This is a genomic window from Stenotrophomonas maltophilia (assembly GCF_006974125.1).
In the GTDB taxonomy this organism is placed as follows: domain Bacteria; phylum Pseudomonadota; class Gammaproteobacteria; order Xanthomonadales; family Xanthomonadaceae; genus Stenotrophomonas; species Stenotrophomonas maltophilia_O.
In genome coordinates this window covers 3,018,270-3,044,565 of sequence record NZ_CP037858.1, presented here as the reverse complement: position 1 = coordinate 3,044,565, position 26,296 = coordinate 3,018,270, and the positions used below count along the sequence as shown (strand labels likewise).

Genomic DNA, 26,296 nt, shown 5'->3' with positions numbered 1-26,296 from the left:
ACCAACAGCCGCACAGCACGCCGTCCCGGCAGATCGCAGGGAACTGTCGAAGGCGGGGTGGGTCCGGTTGCGGGGGTGTCCGCGGCATGGATGCCGCGGCCAAGCCCCCAAGGGTGAGGGCGCTTTGCTTGCGGAGCATTGCTTCGCAAGCGCCCGAACGCACAGCCGCCAGCGGCTGGGCAGGACCGCGGAGCGGGGTTCACGGCGTCCCCCGCAACCGGACCCACCCCGCCATCCCACAGATACCCCGCTTTTGACGTTGACGTTGATTCGGCAGGTGCAGGGCGCAGCCCTGCCGCACTCCCCTCTTCCAAAATGTGAAGGCCGCGCGGTGACGAGCACACCGCCCCTTCGGCTAACATTCGCCCATGCCGCATACCACCACGACTCCGCCCGCATTGCAGGATGGCGACCTGCTGGCCGCCATCGACCTTGGCTCCAATAGTTTCCACATGGTCATCGCGCGCTACACGCTCGGCCAGCTGCGGGTGATCGACCGCCTCCGCGAGACGGTGCGCATGGCCGACGGCCTGGATGGCAAAGGTGGCCTCTCTGCCGCTGCACGGCAGCGTGCGCTGGAATGCCTGGCCCGTTTCGGCCAGCGCATCCGCAACGTGCCGCCGCACCGGGTACGCGCATTGGCCACCAACACCGTACGCCAGCTGCGCTCGCCGCAGTCGTTCCTGGTCCCTGCCGAAACCGCGCTGGGGCACGCCATCGAAGTGGTCAGCGGACGCGAAGAAGCGCGCCTGATCTACCTGGGCGTGGCCCATGCGCAACCGCCCAAGCCCGGCCAGCGCCGGCTGGTGATCGACATTGGCGGTGGCTCCACCGAATTCATCATCGGCATGGGCATGCAGACCCTGGAGCGCGAGAGCCTGCAGGCCGGCTGCATCGCCAGCACCCGGCGCTTCTTCCCCGGCGGCAAGCTGAGCAAGAAGCGCTGGAAGGACGCGCTGGCCGAGATCGGCCGCGAGTTCCAGCCCTTCGCCAGCAAGTACCGCGCGCTGGGCTGGCAGGAAGCACTGGGCTCGTCGGGCACGCACAAGGCAATCAGCGAGATCTGCGCGACGATGAAGCTGAGCAAGGGCGCGATCACCGCCGAGGCCTTGCCCCAGCTGCGCGACGAACTGCTGAAGGCCAAGAAGATCGACGACATCCAGCTGCCGGGCCTGTCCAGCGACCGCCGCCCGATCATCGCCGGCGGCATCCTGGTGCTGGAAGCGGCCTTCCAGGCGCTGGGCCTGCAGAAACTGCTGGTCAGCAAGGCGGCGATGCGCGAAGGCATCCTGTACGACATCGTCGGCCGCGCCGGTGAGAACGACCTGCGTGACGAATCGGTGGCCGCGCTCAGCCAGCGCTACGACATCGACACGGTACAGGCCGACCGCGTGCAGGACACCGCGCTGTCGCTGCTGGAGCAGGTGCAGGAGCGCTGGAAGCTCGATGCCGACGACGCACGCATGCTCGGCTGGGCCGCGCGCCTGCACGAACTGGGCCTGATGATCGCCCACAGCGGCTACCACGTGCATGGCAGCTATGTGCTGGAGCACTCGGACATCGCCGGTTTCTCGCGGCAGGAGCAGCAGATGCTGGCCGCACTGGTACGCAGCCATCGCCGCAGCGTGACCAAGACCGCCTTCGACGCCCTGCCCGAGCGACTGTTGTCGACCGCACGCCGGTTGGCTGCCCTGCTGCGCCTGGCGGTACTGCTCAACCGTGCCCACGAGGACGATCCGCTGCCGGCGTTGGAACTGACCGCCGACGACAACCGCCTGTCACTGATCGTGCCGCAGACCTTCATCGATGCCCGCCCGCTGCTGCGCGCCGACCTGATCGGTGAGACCGACGGCCTCGCTGGCCTGGGCATCCAGTTCCGGCCGTTCGTGGCCTGATCCCTACTGCCAGGGCGGCGCGTCACAACGCGTCGCCATAGGCCTCCTCTGCGCGTTTTTCGCGCAATTCCTGCTGCATCGCAGCAGTTGAAGCCCGACGCTTGCTATGCCGAAATGGCATAAGCATCTGCTTTTGTTCATTTTTCGTGAAATCACGTGAAGTGAAGTGACACCTTTCGACACGCTCTCTTTACAGGATGTTAACCAACGAGACTACTATCGGTCGTCGGTCTGATTAACGACCGGCTTCATCGACGTCCGGAGTGACGTCTCGCGCACGACCTGAGAGAGAGATCGTTAATGACTTCACGTACCACCGCGCTGGGCCAGGCCATCCGTTACGCCCTGGCGACCACCGCTACGCTGGCTGCCCTGCCGGCCTTCGCCCAGAGCAGCAGCACTGCACCGACCACCCTGGACCGCATCGAGATCACCGGCTCGCGCATCCGCCAGGTTGACGTTGAAACCGCCCAGCCGGTGCTGGCCCTGTCCCGCCTGGACATCGAACGCCAGGGTTTCAGCTCGGTGTCGGACATCCTGCAGAACGTCACCGCGATGGGCAGCCCGACCATCAGCCGCGCCAACGTGCTGTCGGCCGGTGAAGATGCCGGTGGTACCTACGTCAACATGCGCAACCTCGGCACCCAGCGCACGCTGGTGCTGGTCAACGGCAAGCGCCTGGGCATCAGCACCTCCGGCTTCCAGGACGTGTCGACCCTGCCGGTGTCGGCAGTGGAACGCATCGAAGTGCTGAAGGACGGCGCCTCGGCCATCTACGGCTCCGACGCGATGGCCGGCGTGATCAACATCATCACCCGCACCAACGTCAGCGGCATCACCGCCAACGTCTACCACGGCCAGTACGGCGAAGGCGACGGCGCGCGTGACCGCTTCGACGTGGTTGCCGGCTGGTCCAACGATCGCTTCTCGGCCACGTTCGCTGCCGAACACTCCGAAGAAAAGGCCGTGTGGGCGCGTGACCGCGGCTTCAGCCGCTACAGCAACACCGATCGCCACCCGACCGATGGCTGGACCACCAACAGCCAGTGGGGCCAGTTCTATGGCGTGAAGGGCGGCCCGGGCTGCACCAATGCGAAGGAAGGCTGCAACTACGCACTCAACCGCGGCAGCGACCCGACCAACCCGGCCAACTACCACTTCACCGATCCGACCGCGTTCACCGGTGACGTCAGCAACACCAATGATCAGATGCACCTGAGCTATCCGATCAAGCGTGATTCGCTGTACTTCTCGGGCCAGGCCAACATCACCGACAACGTGCGCTTCAAGGCCGAACTGGGCTACAACAAGCGCTCCTCGACCCGCGTCACCGCCGGCTATCCGTTCGATGTCGACGTCGCCAAGATCGACCCGATGTCGATCGACAGCTACTTCAACCCGTTCGGCAACCAGCATGGCTATGCCACGCCGACCGCAGTGAAGTGGAACCGTCGCCTGTGGGAGCTGCCGCGCACCAGCACCAGCGAACTGAAGACCTACCGCGCCGTGGCCGCGTTCGACGGCTCGTTCGAGATCGGCGAGCGCTACTTCGACTGGGAAGTGGGCTACCAGTACAACAAGAACGAGCTGCGCCAGCACACCACCGGCAACCTGCACAAGGGCCGCGTGCAGGCCGCTACCGGTCCGTCGTACTACAACGCCACCACCGGCAAGGTCGAGTGCGGCAAGCCCGGCGCGCCGATCGCCGGCTGCCTGCCGTGGAATCCGCTGGTTCCCTACGGTGTGGACAGCCCGTACGGCATGACCAACAACCAGGCCCTGCAGGACTGGCTGTTCCCGGCCGAGAACGCGACTGGCCGCACCACCTCCAAGAACGCCTTCGCCACCATCAGCGGCAGCCTGTTCACCCTGCCTGCCGGTGACCTGGGCTTTGCCTTCGGCGTGGAAAACCGCGAGGAAACCGGCAAGTTCGTGCCGGATGCACTGGCCCAGACCGGTGCCACCACCAACCTGGCCGCTGGCCCGACCGGTGGCTCGTACAAGGTGAAGGAAGCCTACCTGGAGTTGAACGTGCCGGTGCTGGCCGACCTGCCGGGTGCCCGTGAGCTGAGCCTCAACGCCGCGACCCGCTTCTCGGACTACAACACCTTCGGCAACACCCTCAACAGCAAGTTCGGCTTCAAGTGGAAGCCGATCGACCAGCTGCTGGTGCGTGGTACCTGGGCACAGGGCTTCCGTGCCCCGACCATCTCCGACCTGTACGGTGGTGGTTCGGAGACCTTCGCCAACTTCTCTGACCCGTGCGACAGCAAGTACGGTTCGGCCAAGAGCAGCGCCGAAGTCCGCGCACGCTGCGCGAAGGACATCGCCGATGTCGCCAACTTCCGCCAGCTGGACAGCAGCAACAAGCCGACCGAAGGTTCGGTCGCCGCTACGCCGACGCCGTTCATCGGTGGCTCGAACCCGAACCTGAAGCCGGAAACCTCGACCAGCCGCACCCTGGGCGTGGTCTGGAGCCCGACGTTCGTCAGCAACCTCAATGTCTCGCTGGACTGGTGGAAGATCCGCATCGACGACACCATCGTCGACGACAGCCCGAACCAGATCCTGATCGACTGCTACGAGCAGGGCCTGGCCGATCGTTGCGCGCGCTTCACCCGCAATCCGTCCAACGGCATCGTCACCGGCCTGAGGTTCGGTGGCCGCAATGCCGGCTTCGCAGAAGTCGAAGGCTACGACATGGACCTGTCGTACCGCCTGGAGACCGACTACGGCAAGCTGAGCACCTCCTGGTCGACCACCTACGTGGCCAAGGACATCTCCCGCTCGTCCAACGACAGCTCGATCGTGCCGACCGTCAGCAACGGCATCGTCACCAACTCGGGCATCGGCTTCCGCGTGCGTTCGAACCTGACCGTCGGTTGGGACCTGGAGAACTTCGGCGTGAGCTGGACCGCGCGCTACTACTCCAGCGTCAAGGAACAGTGCGTCAACCCGACCAAGTACGCCGATGAGTGCTCCGATCCGGGCGTGATCGCGCCGTGGTACAAGGGTGCGCGCAACTACAACGAGCGTGGCGCAGTGACCTTCCACGATCTGCAGTTCCGCTACAACCTGCCGTGGGATGCCACCGTTTCGGTGGGCGCCAACAACGTGTTCGACAAGCAGGGCCCGGTCATGTACACCAAGCCGCGCTCGGTCTTCTCGTACTACGGCGGTTACGACATTGGTCGTTTCATCTACATGAAGTACACCCAGCGCTTCTGATCCATCCGCGCTGTTGAAGCTCCACGACCACGGCCCTTCGGGGCCGTGGTTTTTTTCTGTTTCCACGCAGGTTGTCGCTGCCTGCGATTGCCATGACGCATTCGGTCCAGAGTCGCGGCGAGGGGGCTTCGTCCATCGCTCCCACGTCGATCACATCAATCGATTGATTCACTTCCGGTTTGTGCGGAAGCGTCATGCCGTTCCATGGCGATTTCGTCCTTTCCCCATACCTCTCCCTCTCCTCCTTCACTAGGTTCGAACAACCACCGCCCGCGGTGGCGTTGGCGCAGCTCGCTTGGCCGCGCACCGAAGACTTCGAAGACTGAGAGAGAGAGACCCATGACCATCCGTATTCCCGCACTGGGGCTGGCGATCCGGCGCGCACTTGCGATCACGGCGACCACAACGCTGGCCGCTCCCGCACTCGCCCAGCAGGCACCGGAAGCCACCACGCTGGACCGCATCGAAATCACCGGCTCACGCATCCGCCAGGTCGACCTGGAAACCGCGCAGCCGGTGCTGACCGTCAGCCGCGCCGACATCGAGCGACAGGGCTTCAACTCCGTTGCCGACATCCTGCAGAACCTGACCGCGACCGGCAGTCCGGCATTGAGCCGCGCCAGCCCATTGAGCGCCGGCGAAGCCGCCGGCGGCAGCTACGTGAACATGCGTGGCCTCGGTGCGCAGCGCACCCTGGTGCTGGTCAATGGCAAGCGGCTGGGCATGACCACGTCTGGCTTCCAGGATATCTCCAGCATTCCTGCCGCTGCGGTGGAACGCATGGAAGTGCTCAAGGACGGTGCCTCGGCCATCTACGGGTCCGACGCGATGGCCGGCGTGGTGAACATCATCACCCGGCGCAACGTCCAGGGCGTAACCGCCAACGTTTACCATGGTCAGTTCAGCGAAGGCGACGGTGCCCGTACCCAGTACGACGTGGTTGCCGGCTGGTCCAATGAACGTGCTTCCATCAGCATTGCTGCCGAGCATGTTGAAGAGAAGGGCGTCTGGGCGAAGGATCGTGGCTTCAGTGCCTACACCTATACGGATCGCCATGCGGATGAGGGCTGGACCACGGTCGGCCAGTGGGGTCGCATCACCGGCTTCGAGGGCCCCGGTTGCAACAACAGCCGGGGCTGCAGCTACTCGCTCGACCGCGGCAGCCAGCCAGGTGGGCCGGACAGCTTCCACCTCAGCGACAACACACCGTTCACCGGCGATGTCAGCAACAGCAACGAGCAGATGCATCTGCAGACGCCGATCAAGCGCGATTCGATCTTCGTCGACGCACGCGCGGATCTGAACGACCAGATCCGTTTCAACACCCAGCTGGCCTGGAACCGGCGCACCACCACCCGGCAGGTCGCCGGCTACCCCTTCCAGTCCGGCCCGGCCGAAATCACCCCGATGTCGGCCGACAGCTGGTTCAATCCGTTCGGCAACCATCACGGCTATGACACGCCCAGCGATGTGCACTGGAACCGTCGTGCCTGGGAAATTCCGCGCGTCAGCACCAGCGAACTGACCACCTGGCAGGGCGTGGCGGCATTCGAGGGCAGCTTCGAATTCGGCGGTCGCGACTTCGACTGGGAAGCGGGTTACCAATACAACCGCAGTGAGCTGACCCAACGCACCACCGGCAACCTGCACAAGCAGCGCGTGGCCGATGCCACCGGTCCTTCGTTCTACGACCCGGCAACCGGCAAGGTCGAATGCGGAACCCCGGATGCGCCTATCGCGGGCTGCAAACCCTGGAACCCGCTGGTTCCGTATGGCCAGGACGACCCCTATGGCCTGACCGGCAACCCGGAACTGCAGCACTGGCTGTTCCCGGATGAACTCACCCGCGGCCGCACCACCACCCGCAACCTGTTCGCCAACCTCAGCGGCAGCCTTGCCAGCCTGCCCGCCGGTGAGCTGGGCTTCGCCGTGGGTGCCGAGAGCCGCCGCGAGGACGGCCGCTTCATCCCGGATGCGCTGGCGCAGGCCGGTGCCACCACCAACCTGGCGGCAGGGCCCACCGGTGGCGGCTACCGCGTCGACGAGGCTTACCTGGAACTGAGCGTGCCGGTGCTGCGCGACCTCGCCGGTGCCCGCGAACTGACCCTCAGCGCGGCGACGCGGTACTCGGACTACTCCACCTTCGGCGGAACCCTCAACAGCAAGTTCGGCTTCACCTGGAAGCCGATCGATCAGCTGCTGGTCCGCGGTACCTGGGCCCAGGGCTTCCGTGCGCCGACCATCGCCAACCTGTACGGCGGCGGCTCGGAGACGTTCACCACCGGCTTCCGTGATCCCTGCGATACGGTTCATGGCGCAGCCGCAAGCAGTGCCGAGGTTCGCGCCCGCTGCGCCGCCGACATCGCCAATGCCGACGCCTACCGCCAGCTCGGCCAGGGCAATGAACCCATCACCGGCAGCAGTGGACAGACGCCCGTACCCTTCACCAACGGCTCCAACCCGGATCTGCAGCCGGAAACCTCGACCAGCCGCACCCTGGGCCTGGTCTGGAGCCCGACGTTCGCCGAAGGACTTCACATCGCACTGGACTGGTGGAAGATCCGCATCGACAACACCATCGTTTCCGACCATCCCAATGACATCCTCCGCGACTGCTACGAGCTGGGTATTGCCGAGCGCTGCAGCAGCTTCACCCGCGATCCAGAGCTGGGCATCGTCAACAAACTCAACTTCGGCAACCGCAACAGTGGCTTCCGCCAGGCAGAAGGCTATGACCTGGAGATCGGCCACAAGGTCGAAACCGGCTGGGGCACGCTGAGTGCCGACTGGAAGACCACCTACGTGGTCAACGCCGAAGAGAAGACCACCAACGAAGCCGGCGTACCGGCCATCCCCAGCAATGGCATCGCCACCAACGGCGGCATCGGCTTCCGCGTGCGCTCCAACGCATCGCTGGGCTGGGAGCGTGGCAATCTCGGCGTGACCTGGGGCCTGCGTTACTTCTCAGCGGTCAAGGAACGCTGCCTGGGTGCCGAGGACTATCCAAACGAATGTTCCCATCCTGGCCAGCGTGCGCCGTGGTTCAGCGGTACGCGTGACTACAACCGTCGTGGATCGGTCACCTTCCATGACGTGCAGGCGCGCTACAGCCTGCCGTGGGACGCCACCGTTTCGATCGGCGCCAACAACGTGTTCGGCCGCCAGGGTCCGGCCATGTACAGCCAGCCGAGCTCCAACTTCTCCTACTACGGTGGCTTCGACATCGGCCGTTTCATCTACATGAAATACCAGCAGCGCTTCTGATCCACGCACCACGCACGGTGCCCACCACGGCCCTTCGGGGCCGTGGTGGCCCAGGCTTCCGACCGCGTCATCTGCCGGTCGCAAAGCGGTCACATCGGCTACATCGCCAGGCCCGAGCATGCCGGAAACCCGGAGGCCCGCCATGCGCTATGCCATCGTCACCGAGACCTATCCGCCGGAAGTGAACGGCGTTGCCCTCACCGTACAGGGGCTGGAGCAGGGACTGCGCAACTCTGGCCATGAAATCGACCTGATCCGGCCCCGCCAGGCCAACGAAGCGCTGGACTCCGCACCGGGCACCCTGTTGGTTCCTGGTGCCGCCCTGCCTCGCTACCCCGGCCTGCGCTTCGGCATGCCGGCACCGATCCGGCTCGGTCGCCACTGGCAGCAGCAGCGCCCGGATGCCGTCTATGTCGCCACCGAAGGCCCGCTGGGCTGGTCGGCGGTGCGCACCGCACGGCGCCTCGGCATCCCGGTGGCCAGTGGCTTCCACACCCGCTTCGACGAGTACCTGCCCGACTACGGCGTGGCCTGGCTGCAGGCCGCCGCGATGCGCTGGATGCGCCGCTTCCACAACCAGGCCGATGCAACCCTGGTACCCACCCGCGAACTGCAGCAGTTCCTCGGCGAGCAGGGCTTCGAACGCGTGCGCCTGCTGGCACGCGCGGTCGACAGCCAGCAGTTCGATCCGAACCGTCGAGACCCTGCCCTGCGCGAAGAGTGGGGTGTGGACGGCAACGGCCTGGTGGCGATCTACGTCGGCCGCATCGCCGCGGAGAAGAACCTCGGGCTGGCGGTGAAGGCCTTCCGCCGGCTGCAGCAGATCCGTCCCAAGGCGCGCTTTGTGTGGGTGGGTGATGGCCCGGCCCGCGAAAAGCTGGCGCATGAAAATCCCGACTTCATCTTCTGTGGCATCCAGCGCGGCGAAGCCCTTGCGCGTCATTTCGCCAGCGGCGATCTGTTCCTGTTCCCCAGCCGCAGCGAGACCTTCGGCAACGTGACCCTTGAAAGCATGGCCAGCGGCGTGGCAACGGTGGCCTTCGACTACGGCGCTGCGCGCGAGTACCTGCGCAATGGCGAGAATGGCGCCGCAGTGGACAACGATGAGCAGTTCATCGAAGCAGCCGTGCAGCTGGCCGCCGATGACGCGCAGCGCCACGTGCTGGGCGGCAACGCCGCACGCGCGATGAAGCGCCTGCATCCGCAGCAGGTGGTGGCGGAATTCGACGCCCTGCTGGCCGAACTGGCCCAGTCGCGGAGGACCGGCCATGCGCACAACGCGGCTTGAACTGCTGGCCGACCGCGAAGCACGCCTGTGCCGGCGGGCCAACCACTACTGCCGCCGCCGCCGCGTGCGCCGCCTGTTCGCAGTCATCAGCCGGCTCGGTGATGGCGTGTTCTGGTATGTGCTGATGGGCGCCCTGGTGCTGCTCGATGGCTTCGACGGCCTGCGCGCGTCCGTGCACATGGCCACCACCGGCCTGGCCGCATTGTTGCTGTACAAGGGCCTCAAGCGCTGGACCCGGCGCCCGCGCCCGTATGCCGCCGACCTGCGCATCCGCGCCTGGGTGGCACCGCTGGACGAGTTCAGCTTCCCCTCCGGGCATACCCTGCACGCGGTGTCGTTCACCATCGTGGCGCTGGCCTACTACCCGTGGCTGGCGCCCCTGCTGGTGCCGTTCACCGTCGGCGTGGCGCTGTCGCGGGTGGTGCTGGGCCTGCACTATCCGTCCGATGTGCTTGCCGCCACCGGCATCGCCATCGGACTGGCCTCGGCCAGCCTGGCCTGGTTGCCGTTGCCGGTGTAGCCCCTGGGGTCAGATGCCGGCGGCGCTACCGACATCGTTGATGCCCTAGAATGACCGCATGACCACGCTGTTCATTTCCGACCTGCACCTGGACCCCAGCCGTCCGGAGATCACCGACCTGTTCCTGCGCTTCCTGCGCGAACAGGCGCCCGGCGCCGATGCGCTGTACATCCTCGGCGACCTGTTCGAAGCCTGGATCGGCGACGACACGCCCTCGCCCGCCACCGATGCGGTGGCCGACGCGCTGAAGGTGCTCTCCGATAGCGGCGTGCCGGTGTATTTCATCCGCGGCAACCGTGACTTCCTGCTTGGCGAGGACTACGCGCGCCGCGCCGGCCTGCGCATCCTGCCCGACCCGTGCGTGATCGAGCTGTACGGTCGCCCCGTGCTGCTGCAGCACGGTGACCTGCTGTGCACTGATGACATTCCTTACCAGCAGTTCCGTGCACAGACCCGTGACCCGGTGTTCCAGGCACAGTTCCTGTCACAGCCGCTGGCCGCGCGCATCGCATTCGCGCAGAAGGCGCGTGAAGCCAGCCAGGCCCGCCAGTCGGAAATGAAGCAGGGTGATCGTGCGCAGTTCGAGACCGTCACCGACGTGGCTCCGTCCGAAGTCGATGCCACCTTCGTGCGCCATGGCGTGGACACCATGATCCATGGCCACACCCACCGTCCGGCGATCCACTCGCTGCAGGCCGGTGGTCGCGCCTGCACCCGCATCGTGCTGGGTGACTGGTACGAGCAGGGTTCGGTGCTGCGCGTGGATGCCAGCGGCTGGTCGCTGGATACGCTCGCGCGCGCCTGAGCACGGCGGCAACACCCGCGACCGCGCAAGGCGGCCGCGGGCGCAGCACTCAGCGGAAGGCCGCGATGGTGGCCTTGGTATTGACCAGTACGCGCTGGTTGTCGGCGGTACTGGCATTGCCCATCGGGATGCCGTTGTAGCTGATGTTCGGGTTGGACCAGTAGTTCAGGCGCGGGCAGCCGGCCGAGCAGTCATAGGCCATGATCGTGCGCCAGCGCGAACCAGAGGACGGCTCGTAGCGATAGCCGTGCCCATAGGCATAGGGCGACGTGCTGGGATCACTGGCGATATCGTGCCGCGCACTCTGCAGATGGCCGATCTCATGCGCGAAGGAGTAGTAGCCGGTCGCGCAGTCCCAGTACACCGCCGCGAAGGCCGTCGATGCCGTCGAGCCGATGCCCGAGGCCAACCCGCAGTAGCTCGTGTTGTTGATCAGCAGGACACCGACATCGGCCGCGGTGTTGTTGCGGCTGGTGTGGATACTGTCCATGTAGCCGTCGCTGGTGTTGCGGAAACGGGTCAGGTCGGTGGTGAAATTGCCGGACTCGGTGTAGTTGGTGGTCTCGTAACCGGCCAGCTGCAGGGTGATGCCGACGTTGCTGTTGACGTAGCCCTGGTTGGACTCGGCCACCGCCAGCTGCACCAGCGCCTGCATGTTGCCGCCATAGGCAGTGACCGCCGCATTGGTCGCCACCACCAGCACGCGGATGGTCGCCGGCGTTCCCGACGAGGCCTGCGCGATGCCGATGTGGTCGTTGTCGGCCATCGGGATCTTCGGCAGCTGGTTGTAGTCGGCCGGATGATCGGCCGGCATCCGCGATTCATCGACCTCGACCAGCACGTGGCGGTTACCCAGTGGACGCAGGCGATAGAGCTTGCCGTCCTTGCGGATCGAACCGGTGAGGGTGTTGCCCGAACGCACCAGGATCAGCGAATTGCCGGGATCGTCCTGGCCATTGGACGTGGCGGCGGTCAGCTTGTCCGAAGGTGAGCGGAACTGGCCGTACCAGATGCTGCCACCATCGGGCAGTGCCTCGACCTTGCTGCGTACCGCCTGCACCTGCTTGCCGAGCAGTTCGAATTCGAGCTGCGGCTGCGCCGTAGCCGTCGCGTCGACACGCACTTCCTGCACCGTCGCCGTGGACGGGGTGGCCAGCAGCTTGCCCAGGGCAGGCTCACTGTTGGCCGATGCCCGGCTGATGACCGTTACCGGTTCGAACAACGGTGCCGCTTGCGCGGCAGCCGCCACCGACAAACCCAACACGAGGCCACCTGCCGCTTTGCCAATCGATCTGGACAACATTGCGTCGCTCCTTGAATGATGTGAACAGCGTTGATGCAGCACGCCCGGGTTTGCCGGGTTTGGCCATATGGCCTGCGCGGGTCGTGTGAATTCAATAGAAGATGGGAATGAAAATCAGGAACTGTGATCGACCGCATCTGCGTTAAGTAAGGTCAAAAGCGTCACTACACTTCGCCAACACATCGCTTTCGCGCTACCGTGACGTAGCCACGACGGGACATGCACATGGCACCATCGCAGGACACGGACGAAGATGTCGGCTTGCTGCGGATCGGCCTGTTCTTCGACGGCACCCGCAACAACGCGCACAACCTGGCGCGCGGTCGCCCGCAGGTCCCGCAGCCGCGGCCGGCGCAGCTGCGCGCGGATGATGATTCGACCTACCAGAGCCGGCTGACCAGCAGCTACGACAACGGCCTGACCAACATCGCGCGCCTGCAGCAGCTGTATCCGGACAGTCGTCGCAATGCGGTGGCCGCGCCCTCGCTGTCGATCTATATCGAAGGCGTGGGTACCCGCGATGATGCCGACGACGATCTGATCGGGCTGGCCTTCGGCATCGGTGCCAGCGGCGTTCGTGCGAAGGTCCAGCGCGCGCTGCAGGTGCTGCTGCCGGCGGCACTGGCCGAGCTGTCCGCACGCTGGCAGCGACCGCTGCAGGGTGTGCAGCTGGACCTGTTCGGTTATTCACGCGGTGCCGCTGCCGCACGTGACATCGCCCATCAGCTGCAGGGCTGGAACAGCGCGCGCTGGCGCCAGCTACTGCAGGGCGCCGGCCTGTCCTGTACCGCGAACTTCGCCCCCGCCACACCGGTGCTGCGCTTCATCGGACTGTTCGACACCGTGGTCGCAGTCAATGGCGGCCGCGCCGATGAGCAGCCGCAACCGGCCCTGCACAGCGGCATCGCCGGTCGCGTCGTGCAGCTCACTGCACGCGATGAACATCGCCAGCACTATCCGCTGACCAGCGTGGCACCGCCGTTCACCGAGATCGCCCTGCCCGGCGTACACGCCAACATCGGTGGTGGTCACAACCAGCTGGAGGAAGGCCCAAAGCTGCTCAGTCGTCCACGCCGGCAACAGCTGCGTCGGCCAGCAGTGGCTGACTACCAGACGCCACCGCTGGCCCTGCTGCAGGCGACCACGGTCTACGCTGAAACACAGGCCGATGCCGAGCGCTGGCGGCAGCAGCTGGGCGTTGGGGAAAAAGAGATCTGGGTGGATGTCTGGCACCAGTGGCAGCAGCAGCGTCGTGCCGGCAGCCGCAGCGTGCTGCTGTCACCGGTGCTGTACGTGACCGCCGCAGTGGTACTGCGCAGACGCATCGACTGGCGCTACCAGCTGATCGCACTGCAGGTGATGCAGCAGCAGGCCATCGAGGCCGGCGTGCAATGGACCGCCAATGCCGCCGAAGTTCCCGGCTGGGAGCTGCCGTCGGCCCTGCAGCCGATCGCGCGGCGGCTGGTGGACGGACAGGCATTGACCCAGACCCAGGAAGCATTGCTGCGGCGGCGCTACCTGATGCAGTCGGCACACTGGAATTTCGATGCGTTGGGCGACACCGCACTGACCTACGCCGCCGATGCCGGCGTCAGCGAACTGCCGTACCGGCCGGGTCCCGGCTTGTTCTACATCAACCGGCCGACGGTGGATGGCAAGCGCGTGGTGTTGCCAAACGCCTGAAAAAGGGGACGGAGGGGATTAAGTCGTTTGTGCCACAAACGACTTAATCCCCTCCGTCCCCTTTTCTTCAACCGGCCTGCTCGACCAGGTTGGCGAGCTCATCCGCATCGAAACCGGCCAGCAGGCGCGCTTCCATGTTGAACGGCCCGTGCAGGTAGCCGCCGGCATACTCCACCAGCAGTTCCTTGAAACGTGCGCGCGGCTCGACGCCGGCGCGGTCGCAGTACCAGCGGTACCAGCGCGAACCGGCAGCCACATGTGCCACTTCCTCGCGCAGGATCACTTCCAGCACATCGGCGGTCTCGCCATCACCGACGTTGCGCAGCTTCTCGATCATGCCCGGGGTGACGTCCAGGCCGCGCGCTTCCAGCACGCGCGGCACCAGTGCCATGCGTGCCAGGCCATCGTGCGCGGTCTTTTCGCACATTTCCCACAGGCCGTTGTGCGCGGGGAAATCGGCGTAATCGTGGCCGTGTGCCTGCAGGCGCTCGCGCAGCAGCATGAAGTGCCGCGATTCGTCGTCGGCACAGCTGACCCAGTCGGCATGGAACGCCGGCGGCAGGCCACGGAAGCGGTACACCGCATCCCAGGCCAGGTCGATCGCGTTGAGTTCGATGTGCGCGATGGCGTGGATGAAGGCAGCACGCCCTGCCACGCCCCCCAGCCCGCGCCGGGGTACTTCGCGCGGATGCACCAGCACCAGCTGCGCCGGCCGGCCCGGCATGCAGATCGGCTCCGGCGGCGGCGCATCGGCCGCCACCTTCAGGCGGCCGGCGCGGAACGCGGCGGCATGGCCCTGGGTCAGCGCAACCTTGCGCAGCGGGTCGGCTTCAGCCAGGCACTGCTGCGCCGCGCGCAGCAGGTCGCCTCCAACGTCGGGCACGTCAACCACGCTTGGACCTCAGGCGCGGCGCTTGTGCTTGGCATCGTCCGAACGCAGCTGCTGGATGCGCTCGAAGTAGCCCGGCTCGATACCGGTCGGGTAGTGGCCGTTGAAGCACGACGAATCGAAGTTGCGCAGCGCCGGGTTGCCCTCGCTCACCGCCGCTTCCATGTCTTCCAGATCCTGGTAGATCAGCCAGTCGCAGCCCAGGTGGGCTTCGATCTCTTCCACGGTGCGGTTGTGCGCGACCAGTTCCTCGGCCGCCGGCATGTCGATGCCGTAGATGTTCGGGTAGCGCACCGGCGGCGCCGCGCTGGCCAGGTAGACCTTGCGCGCGCCCGCGTCACGGGCCATCTGCACGATCTGCTGGCTGGTGGTGCCACGCACGATCGAGTCGTCCACCAGCAGCACCACACGGTTGCGGAACTCCAGGTGGATCGGGTTGAGCTTGCGGCGCACCGACTTCACGCGTTCGCCCTGCCCCGGCATGATGAAGGTGCGGCCGATGTAGCGGTTCTTGATGAAGCCTTCGCGGTACTTCACGCCGAGCACGTTGGAGATCTCCAGCGCGGCATCGCGCGAGGTGTCCGGGATCGGGATGATGGTGTCGATGTCGTGATCCGGGCGCAGGCGCAGGATCTTCTCGCCCAGCTTGATGCCCATGCGCATGCGCGCCTTGTGCACCGAGACGTTGTCGATCATCGAATCCGGGCGCGCGAAGTACACGTACTCGAAGATGCACGGGGTGTGCTCGGCCGGCTCGGCGCAGATCTCCGAGAACAGCTCGCCACGCGCGGTGATCACCAGTGCTTCGCCCGGCTGCACGTCGCGCACGCGCTGGAAGCCCAGCACGTCCAGCGCGGCCGATTCGGAGGCCACGATGTACTCGTCGCCCTCAGCATGGCTGCGCTTGCCCAGCACCAGCGGACGGATGCCATGCGGGTCGCGGAAGGCGACCAGGCCCAGGCCCAGCACCACGCTGACCACCGCGTAGCCGCCCTTGCAGCGGCGGTGCACGCCGGCCACGGCACGGATGGCCGCTTCCGGGCTGAGCTGGCGCTGCTGTTCCAGTTCGTAGGCGAACACGTTCAGCAGCACTTCGCTGTCCGAATCGGTGTTGACGTTGCGGCGGTCCTGCTCGAACACCTGCTGGCGCAGCGCTTCGGTATTGATCAGATTGCCGTTGTGGGCCAGCGCGATGCCGTACGGCGAATTGACGTAGAACGGCTGCGCCTCGTCCATGCCTTCCGAACCGGCGGTCGGGTAACGCACATGAGCGATGCCGACGCTGCCTTCCAGGGTGGACATGGTGCGGGCATCGAACACATCGCGGACCAGGCCGGTGGCCTTCTGCACGCGCAGGCGGCTGCCATTGGCGGTGGCGATGCCCGCCGCGTCCTGGCCACGGTGCTGGAGGACGGTCAAGCCGTCATACAACTGCCCGGCGACGTTCTGGTTGCCGACGATTCCGACGATGCCACACATGGTGCGAGGTCTCCGCTGGGCTGTGCCCAGTTACAAGGAAGGTGGCCGTACCTGGCCGCGGTGGTCGCCGCGCCTGCGGTCGACATTGGCCGGATCGCCCGGCTCGATACTGTCCGGCAGTGCTGGGGCGTCCGGACGCACTTCGGCCGGATCGTAGGAATCGCCCTGTTCCGCTTTCGCAGGCCGCAGCCATCCGCTGCCTGCCACTACCTGGTTGAGGATGCCATTATCGCCTGCCGCGCCCGGCTTTCCCAACCCGGCGCCTGCGTTCTTGCCCAACTCCATCAATGCAGATGGGGACAGCGCGTCGGTCGGCAAGGCCTTGGGCAGCAGATCGGCCCCGGGAACCTCCCAGTGCGGCAGCTTGCTGTTCATCCAGGCAACGGTGGGGTTCAGCAGTGGGCGCACCGCCGAACGCTGCCAGGAAGGCTCGGCAGTCAGCGGGGTGAAACTGCCCAGCAGCAGCAGGATCGCGGCGATCAGGCCGCCACGGACCACGCCCAGCACGCCACCCAGCAGGCGGTCCAGGCTGGTCAGCATGCTGCGGTGGACCAGGGCCTTGATGACCATGCCGACCACGGCGACCACGATCATCACGCCGATGCCCACCCCCAGGTAGCCACCGACGAAGTGTTCGCCACCGGGGGCCGCCGGGGCAGCCCACCAATGGGCGGCATCATTGCCGAAGGCGAAGGCCGCCCACGCGGCCAGCAGCCACGACAGGGTGCCGATGACGATTCCCACGAAGCCGCGCAGCATCCCCAGCAGGGCCGAGGCGGCGATCACGATCAGCAGCACCACGTCGATCATGGCGCCCCGCTCCTTCGGCGGCGCTGGCAACGGGGCTGCGCGTGGGTCATGGGTGCGGTCGCACCATGCCGGCCACGCCGACCTTGGCGGCGACCTGCGCCTTCAGCTGCTCGGCATCGGCGCGGTTGGCCACCGGCCCGACGCGGACGCGATGCAGAGTGCCCTTTTCAGTGCGCACCTGCTCGACAAAGGCGCTGAAACCAGCGGCGCGCACCTTGTCGCGCAGGGCGTTGGCATCGTTGGCCTGGCCGAACGCGCCCAGCTGCACGGCAAAGCCGACGCCGCTGGCCGCCGGTGCTGCTGGCGTGGTCGGGGCCGTTGCCGGCTTGCTGGCGGCATCCGGCTTCGGCTCCGGCTTCGGGGTTTCGGGCTTCGGCGCCGGCTTCGGCGGCTCGGGCTTGGCAGCCGGAGCGGTCGTTGTACTCGGCGGCAGGCTTTCGCTGCGCACCGGGTTGCTGCCGGCCGACGGCGCGGTGGCTGCGGACGGGGTGCTGGCGCTTGGCGTGGCCGCTGCCGGGGTGGCGGCCACCGGGGCGCTGCTGGCCGCTGCGGCATCCAGGGTGATCACTTCAGCCTTCACATCGGCACGGATCTTCACCGCCTGCAGGCGGGCGGCCTCGGCCTGTGCGCGGTCGGCGTACGGCCCCACGCGCACGCGCCATGCCTGACGGCCATTGATGGTGGCCGTTTCAGCGAAGCCCGGCAGCTGCGAGCGCTTCAGGTAGGCGATCACTGCGTCGGCATCGGCCTTGCTGCCGTAGGCACCGAAGGTGACCGCATAGTTGCCGGCGGCAACCGCCGGCGAGGTGTCGACGGTCGGCGGTGTGGCAGGTGCCGCGGCATCCGCAAGCGGCTTGGCCTGGCCGGTCTGCAGCCCCGTGGCGCCGCCCGCAGGGGCCACCAGCGGCAGTTCACGGGTTTCGAACTGGCCATCGGCCGGTGCATCCGGCGCGGCGATCGGCACATTGGCGACGCCGCTGTCCGGTGCAGGTCCCTTGACCAGCATCGGCAGGAAAATCACGGCCAGTGCCACCAGCACGATGGCACCAATCAGACGCTGTTTCAGAGGCGTATCCACGTGAGGCAGGCAACTGTCCGGAGATTGCCATCGATTATACGGGTGCCGGACCGGACGGCGTCGGCGTTGGCTGAACGCGGATCAGGCATCGCCCTGCAGCATCTGCAGGGCCGCTGCGGCGGTATGGAAGGAGCCGAACACCAGCACGCGGTCGCCGCGCTCGGCCTGGGCCAGCACCTGCGCCAGTGCCTGTTCGACGGTATCGGCCAGCTGCGCCTTGGCCGCGGGCGTGCCGGCCAGGCGCGCCTGCAGCTGGGCGGCGCTCTGCCCACGCGGGCCATCCAGCCCAGCCAGGATCCATTCGCCCACCACATCCTGCAGCGCCTGCACCACGCCCACCGCGTCCTTGTCCTGCAGCGCGGCGTACACCGCCAGGGTGCGTCCGGCCGAGACCTCGGCCTTCAGCGTGCGCGCCAGCTGGCCCGCCGCCTGTGGGTTGTGGCCGACATCCACGCGGATCTGCACGCCATCCCGCTCGAATGCCTGCATGCGGCCGGAAATGCGTGCTGCCGCGATACCGGCAGCCCACGCCGCGCGCGGCACCGGCTTGTCCAGCGCACGCATCGCAGCGATGGCGGCACCCGCATTGGCCAGCTGGATCGGGCCGGCCAGCGCCGGGGTCGGCAGCTCCATGCGCAGGCCGACATCACGCCAGCGCCAGCGCTGGGCATCGATCGGTTCGTAGAAATAATCGCTGCCGCCGCGGATCGCGTTGGCACCCACCAGATAGGCACGCGCCAGCACGCTGGACGGCGGATCGGTCTCACCCAGGATCACCGGCTTCCAGCCGCGGATGATGCCGGCCTTCTCGGTGCCGATCGCTTCGCGGTCCTCGCCCAGCCACTCGGCGTGGTCGATGTCCACGGTGGTGATCACCGCAACGTCGGCGTCGACGATATTGACCGCATCGAGGCGGCCGCCCAGGCCCACTTCCAGTACCGCCAGGTCCAGCCCGGCGTCGGCGAACAGCTGCAGCGCAGCCAGCGTGCCGTACTCGAAATAGGTCAGCGTGATTTCGCCACGCGCGGCCTCGATGGCGTTGAACGCGGCGACCAGCGCCGCATCGTCCACGTCCTGCCCGTCGATGCGCACGCGCTCGTTGTAGCGCAGCAGGTGCGGCGACGTGTAGGCACCGACCTTCCAACCGGCAGCACGGCCGATGGCCTCGATGAAGGCCACGGTCGAGCCCTTGCCGTTGGTGCCACCGACCACGATGGTGCGCGTGGCCGGCGCACCCAGGCCCATCGCCGTGGCCACGGCGCGCACGCGCTCCAGGCCCATGTCGATGGTCGCCGGGTGCTGGCGTTCAATGTAGTCCAGCCAGTCGGCCAGGGTGGTCGGGGTGTTCGTCACGGCAGCGGTTCCAGCAGAAGCAGTTGATGCGGGGGATGGATCAGAGGGCGCGGTGCTTGGCTTCGCCGAAGAACGGCGTGTGGTGGGCGCAGTCGTTCAGGCGCACCACTTCCAGGCTGTCCAGGTCGGCGCCTTCGAGCAGGTTGAGCGTGGTCGGTGCCTGGCGGAAGGTCCACAGGCGGGAGATCGGCAGGCCCAGCACCTTGCACAGGATCACGCGGTTGACCGCGTCATGGGCGACCACCAGCAGGGTGTCGTGCTCGCCGAGGCCTTCGGTGGCGCGCGCCAGCCCACGCCAGCTGCGCTCCAGCACCAGGCGCAGCGATTCACCGCCGGGCATCAGCACGGTATCGGGTTCCTCGCGCCAGGCCTGCAGGCGCGACGGATCCTTTTCGTTGATTTCGCTGGCCAGCAGGCCCTCCCACTCGCCGTGGGCGATTTCCTGCAGCTCCGGCTCGGTCAGCAGCATGTCGGCACGGGCGGCACCGAGTGCCAGCTGCGCGGTGCGCTGCGCGCGCGACAGCGGCGAGGCGACGGCACGGGTGATGTCGACCGAGGCCAAGCGGGCACCCAGTGCCTGGGCCTGGGCTTCACCGATCGGCGAAAGCGGAATATCGATCTGGCCCTGGTAGCGGCCTTCGGCGTTCCACGGCGTTTCGCCGTGGCGGGCAAGCAGGATGCGCATGCGTGCAAGGGGTCCTGGGGGGAGGAGGTTTCCGCGTTTCGTTCACATCCTGTGAAGTACGCGGAACACGGATGATACCTGTTCGGCGCACCGGGCCGGGCCGGGCATGAAAAAACCCCGCGACGTGGGTCGCGGGGTTTCAGGTTTCCTACGGATTCCGCCGGGCATGGCCCGGCGCTGCCGGAGGCGGCCAGTAGAGCCACGCCATGCGTGGATAGACCGCCAGCGACCGCAAACGGATCATTTCGCCAGGTTCAATTCCTTCAGCAGCTGCGGCGCCGGCGCCACTTCCTGCATGATCCACTGCATGTAGCGGCTGTCGACGGCGATCATGCGGGTCATCACCGGGTCGAACACCCAGTTGGAGCTGACCGATTCCCAGTTGCCGTCGAATGCCAGGCCGACCAGCTTGCCATTGGCGTCCAGCACCGGCGAACCCGAGTTGCCACCGGTGATGTCCAGGTTGGACAGGAAGTTCACCGGCACCGAACCAATGCGCTTGTCTTCCAGGCCGCCGTAACGCTTGGCCTTGACCGCATCGAGCAGCGCCTTCGGCGAATCGAACGGATCCTCACCGGTTTCCTTCGCCGCCACGCCTTCCAGGGTGGTGAACGGGGTGTACTTCACGCCGTCCTTGCCATAGCCCATGACGTTGCCGAAGGTGATGCGCAGCGACAGGTTGGCGTCCGGGTAGACGAACTCACCCTGGCTCTTCTTGTAGTCGGCCACGGCCTGCAGGTACAGCGGACGTGCGGTCAGCGATTCGCCTTCGCGGATCTTCTTCTGCTCTTCCTGCTTCAGCAGTGCCGGCATGACAGCCACGGCGTACTGGATGGCCGGATCGCTGCTGGCTTCAAACGCGGCACGGTCGGCCTTGAACCACTTCAGGCGGGTGTCCAGGCTGCCCAGTTCGGTACCGCCCAGCTTGGCCACCAGCGACTTCACCGCAGCAGCATCGCTGCCGGCCAGCCACTTGTTCAGCACTTCGTTGTCGCGCTGTGCGGCCGGCAGGGCCACGTACTGGTCCAGCCAGTAGGTCTGCAGCTGCTGGTCCATCTTCGCCACGTAGCGACGGTCCATCTGCTTCAGGCCACCTTCGATGGTGGTCAGGTCGCGCTCCTGGTAACCGGCTTCGCGCTCGGCATCCGGCTTGCTGCGCTCGATCGACAGGCGGTACAGGGTGATCGCCGCGCCAACGGCCGAGGTGTTGTTGAACTGACCGACGAACAGGTCGCGTTCGCGTGTCGACTTGCTGGTATCCAGATGCTTGAGCAGCTGCGCGTGTGCGGCCAGCGCCGGCTTGCCGGCAGCGCCCTGCTTCTTCAGCCACGCCAGCACGGCGGCTTCCTCAGCCTGCTTCTGGCCAGCAGCGTCGATGCGCTTGAAGCCTTCCAGCTGGCCCAGGTAGTTCTTGGCCACGTTGTTCATGCTGGCCGCGGTGGCGGCGTACTTCACCTTGACGTCGGCGTCGGCCTTGCCGGCATCGGCGATCATCTTCAGCACCGCGTTGTAGTGCTTGGCGATGGTCGGGTAGGTGAAGCTGGCGGTTTCGTTGAACTCACCAGCCAGGGCATAGCGGTTGGTGCGGCCCGGGTAGCCGGCCACCATCACGAAGTCGTCGGCGCCCAGCGGCTGGTCGGCGAACTTCAGGAAGTGCTTGGGCTGGTACGGCACGTTGTCGGCGGCGAAGGCGGCTGGCTTGCCGTCCTTGCCGACGTAGGCGCGGTAGAACGAGAAATCGCCGGTGTGGCGCGGCCACATCCAGTTGTCGACGTCGCCGCCGAACTTGCCGACGCTGCCCGGGGGCGCGTAGACCAGGCGCACGTCCTTGATTTCCATGTTACGGAACAGGCGGTAGGTGTTGCCGCCGGAGAAGCTGTACAGGCGGCAGCGGAAGCCGGCATCGGCTTCACAGGCGGCGACCTGGGCCTTGTCGAAGGCATCCAGCGCGCGGCTGCGGGCCAGCGGGTCGTTGCCGGCGCCGGCGATGGCGGCCTTGGCCTGGGCGGTGACGTCGGTGATCTGGTCGAGCACGAACACGCGGGCGTTCGGGCCGGCACTCAGCTCGTCCTTCAGGGTCGGCGCGTTGAAGCCGTCCTTGATCAGGTTCTTCTGCGCGGTCGAATTCAGCTGGATGGCGCCATACGCGCAGTGGTGGTTGGTGACCACCAGGCCCTGCGGCGAGACGAAGCTGGCGGTGCAGCCGCCGAGGGCGACGACCGCGCCCATCGGGTCGCCGGTCAGGTTGGACAGCTGTTCCGGGGACAGCTTCAGGCCGGCCTTCTGCAGCGGGCCGGCGATTTCCGGCAGCTGCTGCGGCACCCACATGCCTTCAGCGGCATGGGCGACCTGGGCCAGCCCGAGGCTGGCGACGATGGAGAATGCAAGCAGGTTCGAGCGCATGGAGCGGCCCCTGGTAGTGGAACCCTCGATTGTAGCCCGCCGCCCTGCCCCGCCCCGAACCCCGGAAGTCATGGGCCGGGCGCACCGATGCCCCGGTAGCAGCCAACCTTGGTTGGCACCCGCGCATCCACCGGGCATGGCCCGACGAGCACAGCGGCCACGTTCGAAACGCCCGCCGGCGCACGCCTTTCGTTCCGCCACTGCACCCGCAGCGCAACATGGGAAATCCGCGCGGCACCCTATAATCCGCGCTTTCCCCCTGATGAGTTCCACCCCGATGGCGCAGCAAACGATGAAGGCCCTGGTCAAGCGCGAAGCGGCCAAGGGCATCTGGCTGGAAGAAGTTCCGGTTCCCACCCCGGGCCCGAACGAGGTCCTGATCAAGCTGGAGAAGACCGCGATCTGCGGCACCGACCTGCACATCTACCTGTGGGACGAGTGGAGCCAGCGCACCATCAAGCCGGGCCTGACCATCGGCCACGAGTTCGTCGGTCGCGTCGCCGCACTCGGCTCGGCAGTGACCGGCTACGAGATCGGCCAGCGCGTCTCGGCCGAAGGCCACATCGTCTGCGGCCACTGCCGCAACTGCCGTGGCGGCCGCCCGCACCTGTGCCCGAACACCGTCGGCATCGGCGTCAACGTCAACGGCGCCTTCGCCGAATACATGGTGATGCCGGCCAGCAACCTGTGGCCGATCCCGGACCAGATCCCGTCGGAGCTGGCTGCGTTCTTCGACCCCTACGGCAACGCCGCGCACTGTGCGCTGGAGTTCAACGTGATCGGCGAGGACGTGCTGATCACCGGTGCCGGCCCGATCGGCATCATCGCCGCCGGCATCTGCAAGCACATCGGTGCGCGCAACGTGGTGGTGACCGACGTCAATGATTTCCGCCTGAAGCTGGCCGCCGACATGGGCGCCACCCGCGTGGTCAACGTGGCCAACCAGTCGCTGAAGGACGTGATGAAGGAACTGCACATGGAGGGCTTCGACGTGGGCCTGGAAATGAGCGGCAACCCGCGTGCGTTCAACGACATGCTCGACTGCATGTACCACGGCGGCAAGATCGCCATGCTCGGCATCATGCCCAAGGGCGCCGGCTGCGACTGGGACAAGATCATCTTCAAGGGCCTGACCGTGCAGGGCATCTACGGCCGCAAGATGTACGAGACCTGGTACAAGATGACCCAGCTGGTGCTGTCCGGCTTCCCGCTCGGCAAGGTGATGACCCACCAGCTGCCGATCGACGACTTCCAGAAGGGCTTCGACCTGATGGAAGAAGGCAAGGCCGGCAAGGTGGTCCTCAGCTGGAATTGATCCGGCACACGGCGACGCCGGGCATGGCCCGGCGCTACCGAAACGAGAAAGGCGCCCATTGGGCGCCTTTTTCTTTGGTGTTGCCGGCCAGCGGCCGGCACTACCCGTAACGCCTGCGGCGTTATTTGCCGACGGCCACGCTCAGCATCACCCGGCTGTGGGCCAGCTTGCCGGAGTTGTCACGGCCGTTGCCGTCGGTGCCGTAGTAACCCAGGCCGACATTGAACAGGCCGAACTGGCGCGCGACGCCGACGTTCCAGTCGGTGTAATCCTTGGCGATGCCGTCCTCGAAGGTGCTGCGACCGACATTGGCATTCAGGGTGAAGTCCTTCGGCAGGCCCCAGCTGCCGCCCAGGCCGAAGTACCAGCCATCGGTGCTGCTGTTCCAGACATCGTTGGTGTAGGCCACCGTCAGCTTGTAGGTGTCATCCAGCGTGGTGGTGGTGATCAGCTCGTTGTAGTTCTGGTGGCTGGACTTCAGGTAGGTGTAGCGGTTCAACAGCACATCGACGTTGACGCGCTCGGTGACATCCACGCCATAGCCGATCAGGTAGTCGACCTCGGTCTTCGGGTCACCCGTACCAAAATCCACGCCCGAGCCCCACACGCCGGCATACAGGCCAACCGGGCTGGTGTAGGTGAAACCGGCCTGCAGGGTCGGATCCTCGTCGGTCTGCGACACACCACGGAACAGGTAATCGGAAACGGCGGTGACGTTCCAGCTGTACGGCGATTCGTTTTCCTGGGCGCTGGCGGCGAACGGGGCGGCCAGGGTCAGGGCAGCGGCAATGGCGAGGCAGGCACAGGCGTGCTTCATGAGCGTCTCCGGTGGGGGCGGTGGCGTGGAAGGCGGGGAGCGGACGTAGCAGCCGGAGCGGGACAGCTCCGGTTCACGAATTTTTAACCAGTTTGCTATTGCGATGCAACATGTGCCGGCCGTGGCGATGCCCCATCCGGGCCGGTCGGCAGGCGGCGATGCCCGGTAGAATCAACGGTTTCCCCGTTCAGAGCCGTGCCCACGCCATGACCGACGCCTCCTCCGCCCTGACCCGCCACTTCGCCGAGGAACTGGACGCCATCCGCGCCCAGGGCCTGTTCAAGTCCGAGCGGATCATCACCAGCCCGCAGTCGGCCGAGATCACCCTCGACGACGGCCGCAAGGTGCTGAACTTCTGTGCCAACAACTACCTGGGCCTGGCCGACCACCCGGACCTGATCCAGGCCGCCAAGGATGCGCTGGATACGCACGGCTTCGGCATGGCCTCGGTGCGCTTCATCTGCGGTACCCAGGACCTGCACAAGCAGCTGGAGAAGCAGATCGCCGACTTCTTCGGCAAGCAGGACACCATCCTGTACGCCGCCTGCTTCGATGCCAACGGCGGCCTGTTCGAACCGCTGCTCGGCGAGAATGACGCGATCATTTCCGATGCACTGAACCACGCCTCGATCATCGACGGCGTGCGCCTGTGCAAGGCCAAGCGCTTCCGCTACGCCAACTGCGACATGGCCGACCTGGAAGCCCAGCTGCAGGCCGCCGATGCCGCCGGCTGCAAGACCAAGCTGATCACCACCGACGGCGTGTTCTCGATGGACGGCTTCATCGCCCCGCTGGACGAGATCACCGCGCTGGCGAAGAAGTACAACGCGCTGGTGCACATCGACGAATGCCACGCTACCGGCTTCCTGGGCGCCACCGGCCGTGGCTCGGCCGAAGTGAAGGGCGTGCTGGAGAAGATCGATATCATCACCGGCACCCTGGGCAAGGCCATGGGTGGTGCGCTGGGTGGCTTCACCTGCGCCAGCGCCGAGGTGATCGAACTGCTGCGCCAGCGTTCGCGTCCCTACCTGTTCTCCAACTCGCTGCCGCCGCACGTGGTCGCCGCCGGCATCAAGGCGTTCGAGATGCTGGCCGCCGCCGATGACCTGCGCGACACCCTGGTGGAGAACACCCGCCACTTCCGCGAGAAGATGGTCGCCGCCGGTTTCGACGTGAAGCCGGGCGTGCATCCGATCAGCCCCGTGATGCTGTACGACGCACCGCTGGCGCAGAAGTTCGCCGAGCGCCTGCTGGAAGAAGGCATCTACGCGATCGGCTTCTTCTTCCCGGTGGTGCCCAAGGGCCAGGCCCGCATCCGTACCCAGATCAGTGCCGCGCACACCCGCGAACAGCTGGACCGCGCAATCGATGCGTTCACCCGCATCGGTGTCGAGCTGGGCGTGATCAAGGGTTGATCATGGCCGGGGTCGGATCCCTTTCCTGCGGAAAGGGCTCTGACCCCACCGGTCAAGGCGTGTCGA

General features: G+C 66.4%; 18 protein-coding genes. 9 read left to right on the top strand and 9 right to left on the bottom strand.

The window, feature by feature from the left end:
* The first annotated feature begins 368 nt into the window (after positions 1-368).
* The 6 genes from ppx (at position 369) to lpxH (ending at position 11,000) form a co-directional block, all read left to right on the top strand.
* A complete protein-coding gene (gene ppx / locus EZ304_RS13825; protein WP_099551266.1) occupies positions 369-1,895 on the top strand; it encodes an exopolyphosphatase in 1,527 nt (508 codons plus the stop codon).
* Positions 1,896-2,195: 300 nt separating this feature from the next.
* Positions 2,196-5,123, top strand: a complete 2,928-nt coding sequence (locus EZ304_RS13820) for a TonB-dependent receptor domain-containing protein (protein WP_099551267.1) — start codon at positions 2,196-2,198, stop codon at positions 5,121-5,123.
* Positions 5,124-5,462: 339 nt separating this feature from the next.
* Positions 5,463-8,387, top strand: a complete 2,925-nt coding sequence (locus tag EZ304_RS13815) for a TonB-dependent receptor domain-containing protein (protein WP_142807341.1) — start codon at positions 5,463-5,465, stop codon at positions 8,385-8,387.
* A gap of 142 nt (positions 8,388-8,529) precedes the next feature.
* Positions 8,530-9,675 (top strand): glycosyltransferase family 4 protein, encoded by a 1,146-nt coding sequence (locus EZ304_RS13810; protein WP_099551269.1) that lies wholly within the window; start codon positions 8,530-8,532, stop codon positions 9,673-9,675.
* On the top strand, positions 9,656-10,195 hold the full coding sequence (locus tag EZ304_RS13805; protein WP_142807340.1) for a phosphatase PAP2 family protein: 540 nt from the start codon (positions 9,656-9,658) through the stop codon (positions 10,193-10,195). The genes EZ304_RS13810 and EZ304_RS13805 overlap by 20 nt, the downstream gene beginning before the upstream one ends.
* 58 nt (positions 10,196-10,253) lie before the next feature.
* Complete coding sequence (lpxH, locus tag EZ304_RS13800; RefSeq protein ID WP_142807339.1) at positions 10,254-11,000, top strand: UDP-2,3-diacylglucosamine diphosphatase; 747 nt, start codon at positions 10,254-10,256, stop codon at positions 10,998-11,000.
* A 49-nt stretch (positions 11,001-11,049) separates the two neighbouring features.
* On the opposite strand, the gene EZ304_RS13795 is transcribed toward lpxH, so the two are convergent.
* On the bottom strand, positions 11,050-12,303 hold the full coding sequence (locus tag EZ304_RS13795) for a zinc-dependent metalloprotease (protein ID WP_142807338.1): 1,254 nt from the start codon (positions 12,301-12,303) through the stop codon (positions 11,050-11,052).
* Between the two features lie 225 nt (positions 12,304-12,528).
* Here EZ304_RS13795 and EZ304_RS13790 point away from each other — a divergent pair, with 225 nt between their 5' ends.
* Positions 12,529-13,986, top strand: coding sequence for a DUF2235 domain-containing protein (locus EZ304_RS13790; protein ID WP_142807337.1), 1,458 nt, complete (start codon positions 12,529-12,531; stop codon positions 13,984-13,986).
* 67 nt (positions 13,987-14,053) lie between these two features.
* Here EZ304_RS13790 and EZ304_RS13785 read toward each other — a convergent pair whose 3' ends face one another.
* The 7 genes from EZ304_RS13785 to EZ304_RS13755 all read right to left on the bottom strand — a co-directional run bounded on the left by EZ304_RS13785 (position 14,054) and on the right by EZ304_RS13755 (position 22,683).
* Positions 14,054-14,878, bottom strand: a complete 825-nt coding sequence (locus EZ304_RS13785) for a ferritin-like domain-containing protein (protein WP_142807336.1) — start codon at positions 14,876-14,878, stop codon at positions 14,054-14,056.
* A 9-nt stretch (positions 14,879-14,887) separates the two neighbouring features.
* Positions 14,888-16,354 (bottom strand): amidophosphoribosyltransferase, encoded by a 1,467-nt coding sequence (gene purF, locus EZ304_RS13780; RefSeq protein WP_005408246.1) that lies wholly within the window; start codon positions 16,352-16,354, stop codon positions 14,888-14,890.
* Between the two features lie 30 nt (positions 16,355-16,384).
* Entirely contained in the window at positions 16,385-17,164 is a 780-nt protein-coding gene (locus EZ304_RS13775; RefSeq protein ID WP_106550077.1) for a CvpA family protein, read from the bottom strand.
* A 46-nt stretch (positions 17,165-17,210) separates the two neighbouring features.
* Positions 17,211-18,242, bottom strand: a complete 1,032-nt coding sequence (locus EZ304_RS13770; protein WP_142807335.1) for an SPOR domain-containing protein — start codon at positions 18,240-18,242, stop codon at positions 17,211-17,213.
* A gap of 81 nt (positions 18,243-18,323) precedes the next feature.
* A complete protein-coding gene (gene folC, locus EZ304_RS13765) occupies positions 18,324-19,595 on the bottom strand; it encodes a bifunctional tetrahydrofolate synthase/dihydrofolate synthase (RefSeq protein WP_142807334.1) in 1,272 nt (423 codons plus the stop codon).
* A gap of 40 nt (positions 19,596-19,635) precedes the next feature.
* Positions 19,636-20,280, bottom strand: coding sequence for a histidine phosphatase family protein (locus EZ304_RS13760; protein ID WP_010483945.1), 645 nt, complete (start codon positions 20,278-20,280; stop codon positions 19,636-19,638).
* Positions 20,281-20,520: 240 nt separating this feature from the next.
* Positions 20,521-22,683, bottom strand: coding sequence for a S46 family peptidase (locus EZ304_RS13755; protein ID WP_142807333.1), 2,163 nt, complete (start codon positions 22,681-22,683; stop codon positions 20,521-20,523).
* 292 nt (positions 22,684-22,975) lie between these two features.
* On the opposite strand from EZ304_RS13755, the gene tdh reads away from it, so the two are divergent.
* Positions 22,976-23,998 carry an L-threonine 3-dehydrogenase gene (gene tdh, locus EZ304_RS13750; protein WP_010483949.1) on the top strand — a complete coding sequence of 341 codons (1,023 nt, stop codon included), beginning with the start codon at positions 22,976-22,978 and terminating at the stop codon, positions 23,996-23,998.
* Positions 23,999-24,119: 121 nt separating this feature from the next.
* Here the strand turns inward: tdh and EZ304_RS13745 are convergent, their stop codons facing one another.
* Positions 24,120-24,815 carry a TorF family putative porin gene (locus EZ304_RS13745; protein ID WP_142807332.1) on the bottom strand — a complete coding sequence of 232 codons (696 nt, stop codon included), beginning with the start codon at positions 24,813-24,815 and terminating at the stop codon, positions 24,120-24,122.
* 206 nt (positions 24,816-25,021) lie between these two features.
* Between EZ304_RS13745 and kbl the strand changes: the two genes are divergently transcribed.
* The gene (gene kbl, locus EZ304_RS13740) at positions 25,022-26,230 is read left to right on the top strand and encodes a glycine C-acetyltransferase (RefSeq protein WP_142807331.1); all 1,209 of its coding nucleotides are present in this window, start codon (positions 25,022-25,024) and stop codon (positions 26,228-26,230) included.
* Positions 26,231-26,296 lie beyond the last annotated feature (66 nt).

Coding starts and splice junctions, on each gene's coding strand:
- EZ304_RS13760 (WP_010483945.1), bottom strand. CDS start 20,280: ATGCGCATCCTGCTTGCCCGCCACGGCGAAACGCCGTGGAACGCCGAA.
- EZ304_RS13815 (WP_142807341.1), top strand. CDS start 5,463: ATGACCATCCGTATTCCCGCACTGGGGCTGGCGATCCGGCGCGCACTT.
- tdh (WP_010483949.1), top strand. CDS start 22,976: ATGAAGGCCCTGGTCAAGCGCGAAGCGGCCAAGGGCATCTGGCTGGAA.
- EZ304_RS13810 (WP_099551269.1), top strand. CDS start 8,530: ATGCGCTATGCCATCGTCACCGAGACCTATCCGCCGGAAGTGAACGGC.
- EZ304_RS13795 (WP_142807338.1), bottom strand. CDS start 12,303: ATGTTGTCCAGATCGATTGGCAAAGCGGCAGGTGGCCTCGTGTTGGGT.
- EZ304_RS13790 (WP_142807337.1), top strand. CDS start 12,529: ATGGCACCATCGCAGGACACGGACGAAGATGTCGGCTTGCTGCGGATC.
- EZ304_RS13775 (WP_106550077.1), bottom strand. CDS start 17,164: ATGATCGACGTGGTGCTGCTGATCGTGATCGCCGCCTCGGCCCTGCTG.
- lpxH (WP_142807339.1), top strand. CDS start 10,254: ATGACCACGCTGTTCATTTCCGACCTGCACCTGGACCCCAGCCGTCCG.
- EZ304_RS13805 (WP_142807340.1), top strand. CDS start 9,656: ATGCGCACAACGCGGCTTGAACTGCTGGCCGACCGCGAAGCACGCCTG.
- kbl (WP_142807331.1), top strand. CDS start 25,022: ATGACCGACGCCTCCTCCGCCCTGACCCGCCACTTCGCCGAGGAACTG.
- EZ304_RS13755 (WP_142807333.1), bottom strand. CDS start 22,683: ATGCGCTCGAACCTGCTTGCATTCTCCATCGTCGCCAGCCTCGGGCTG.
- ppx (WP_099551266.1), top strand. CDS start 369: ATGCCGCATACCACCACGACTCCGCCCGCATTGCAGGATGGCGACCTG.
- EZ304_RS13820 (WP_099551267.1), top strand. CDS start 2,196: ATGACTTCACGTACCACCGCGCTGGGCCAGGCCATCCGTTACGCCCTG.
- EZ304_RS13745 (WP_142807332.1), bottom strand. CDS start 24,815: ATGAAGCACGCCTGTGCCTGCCTCGCCATTGCCGCTGCCCTGACCCTG.
- purF (WP_005408246.1), bottom strand. CDS start 16,354: ATGTGTGGCATCGTCGGAATCGTCGGCAACCAGAACGTCGCCGGGCAG.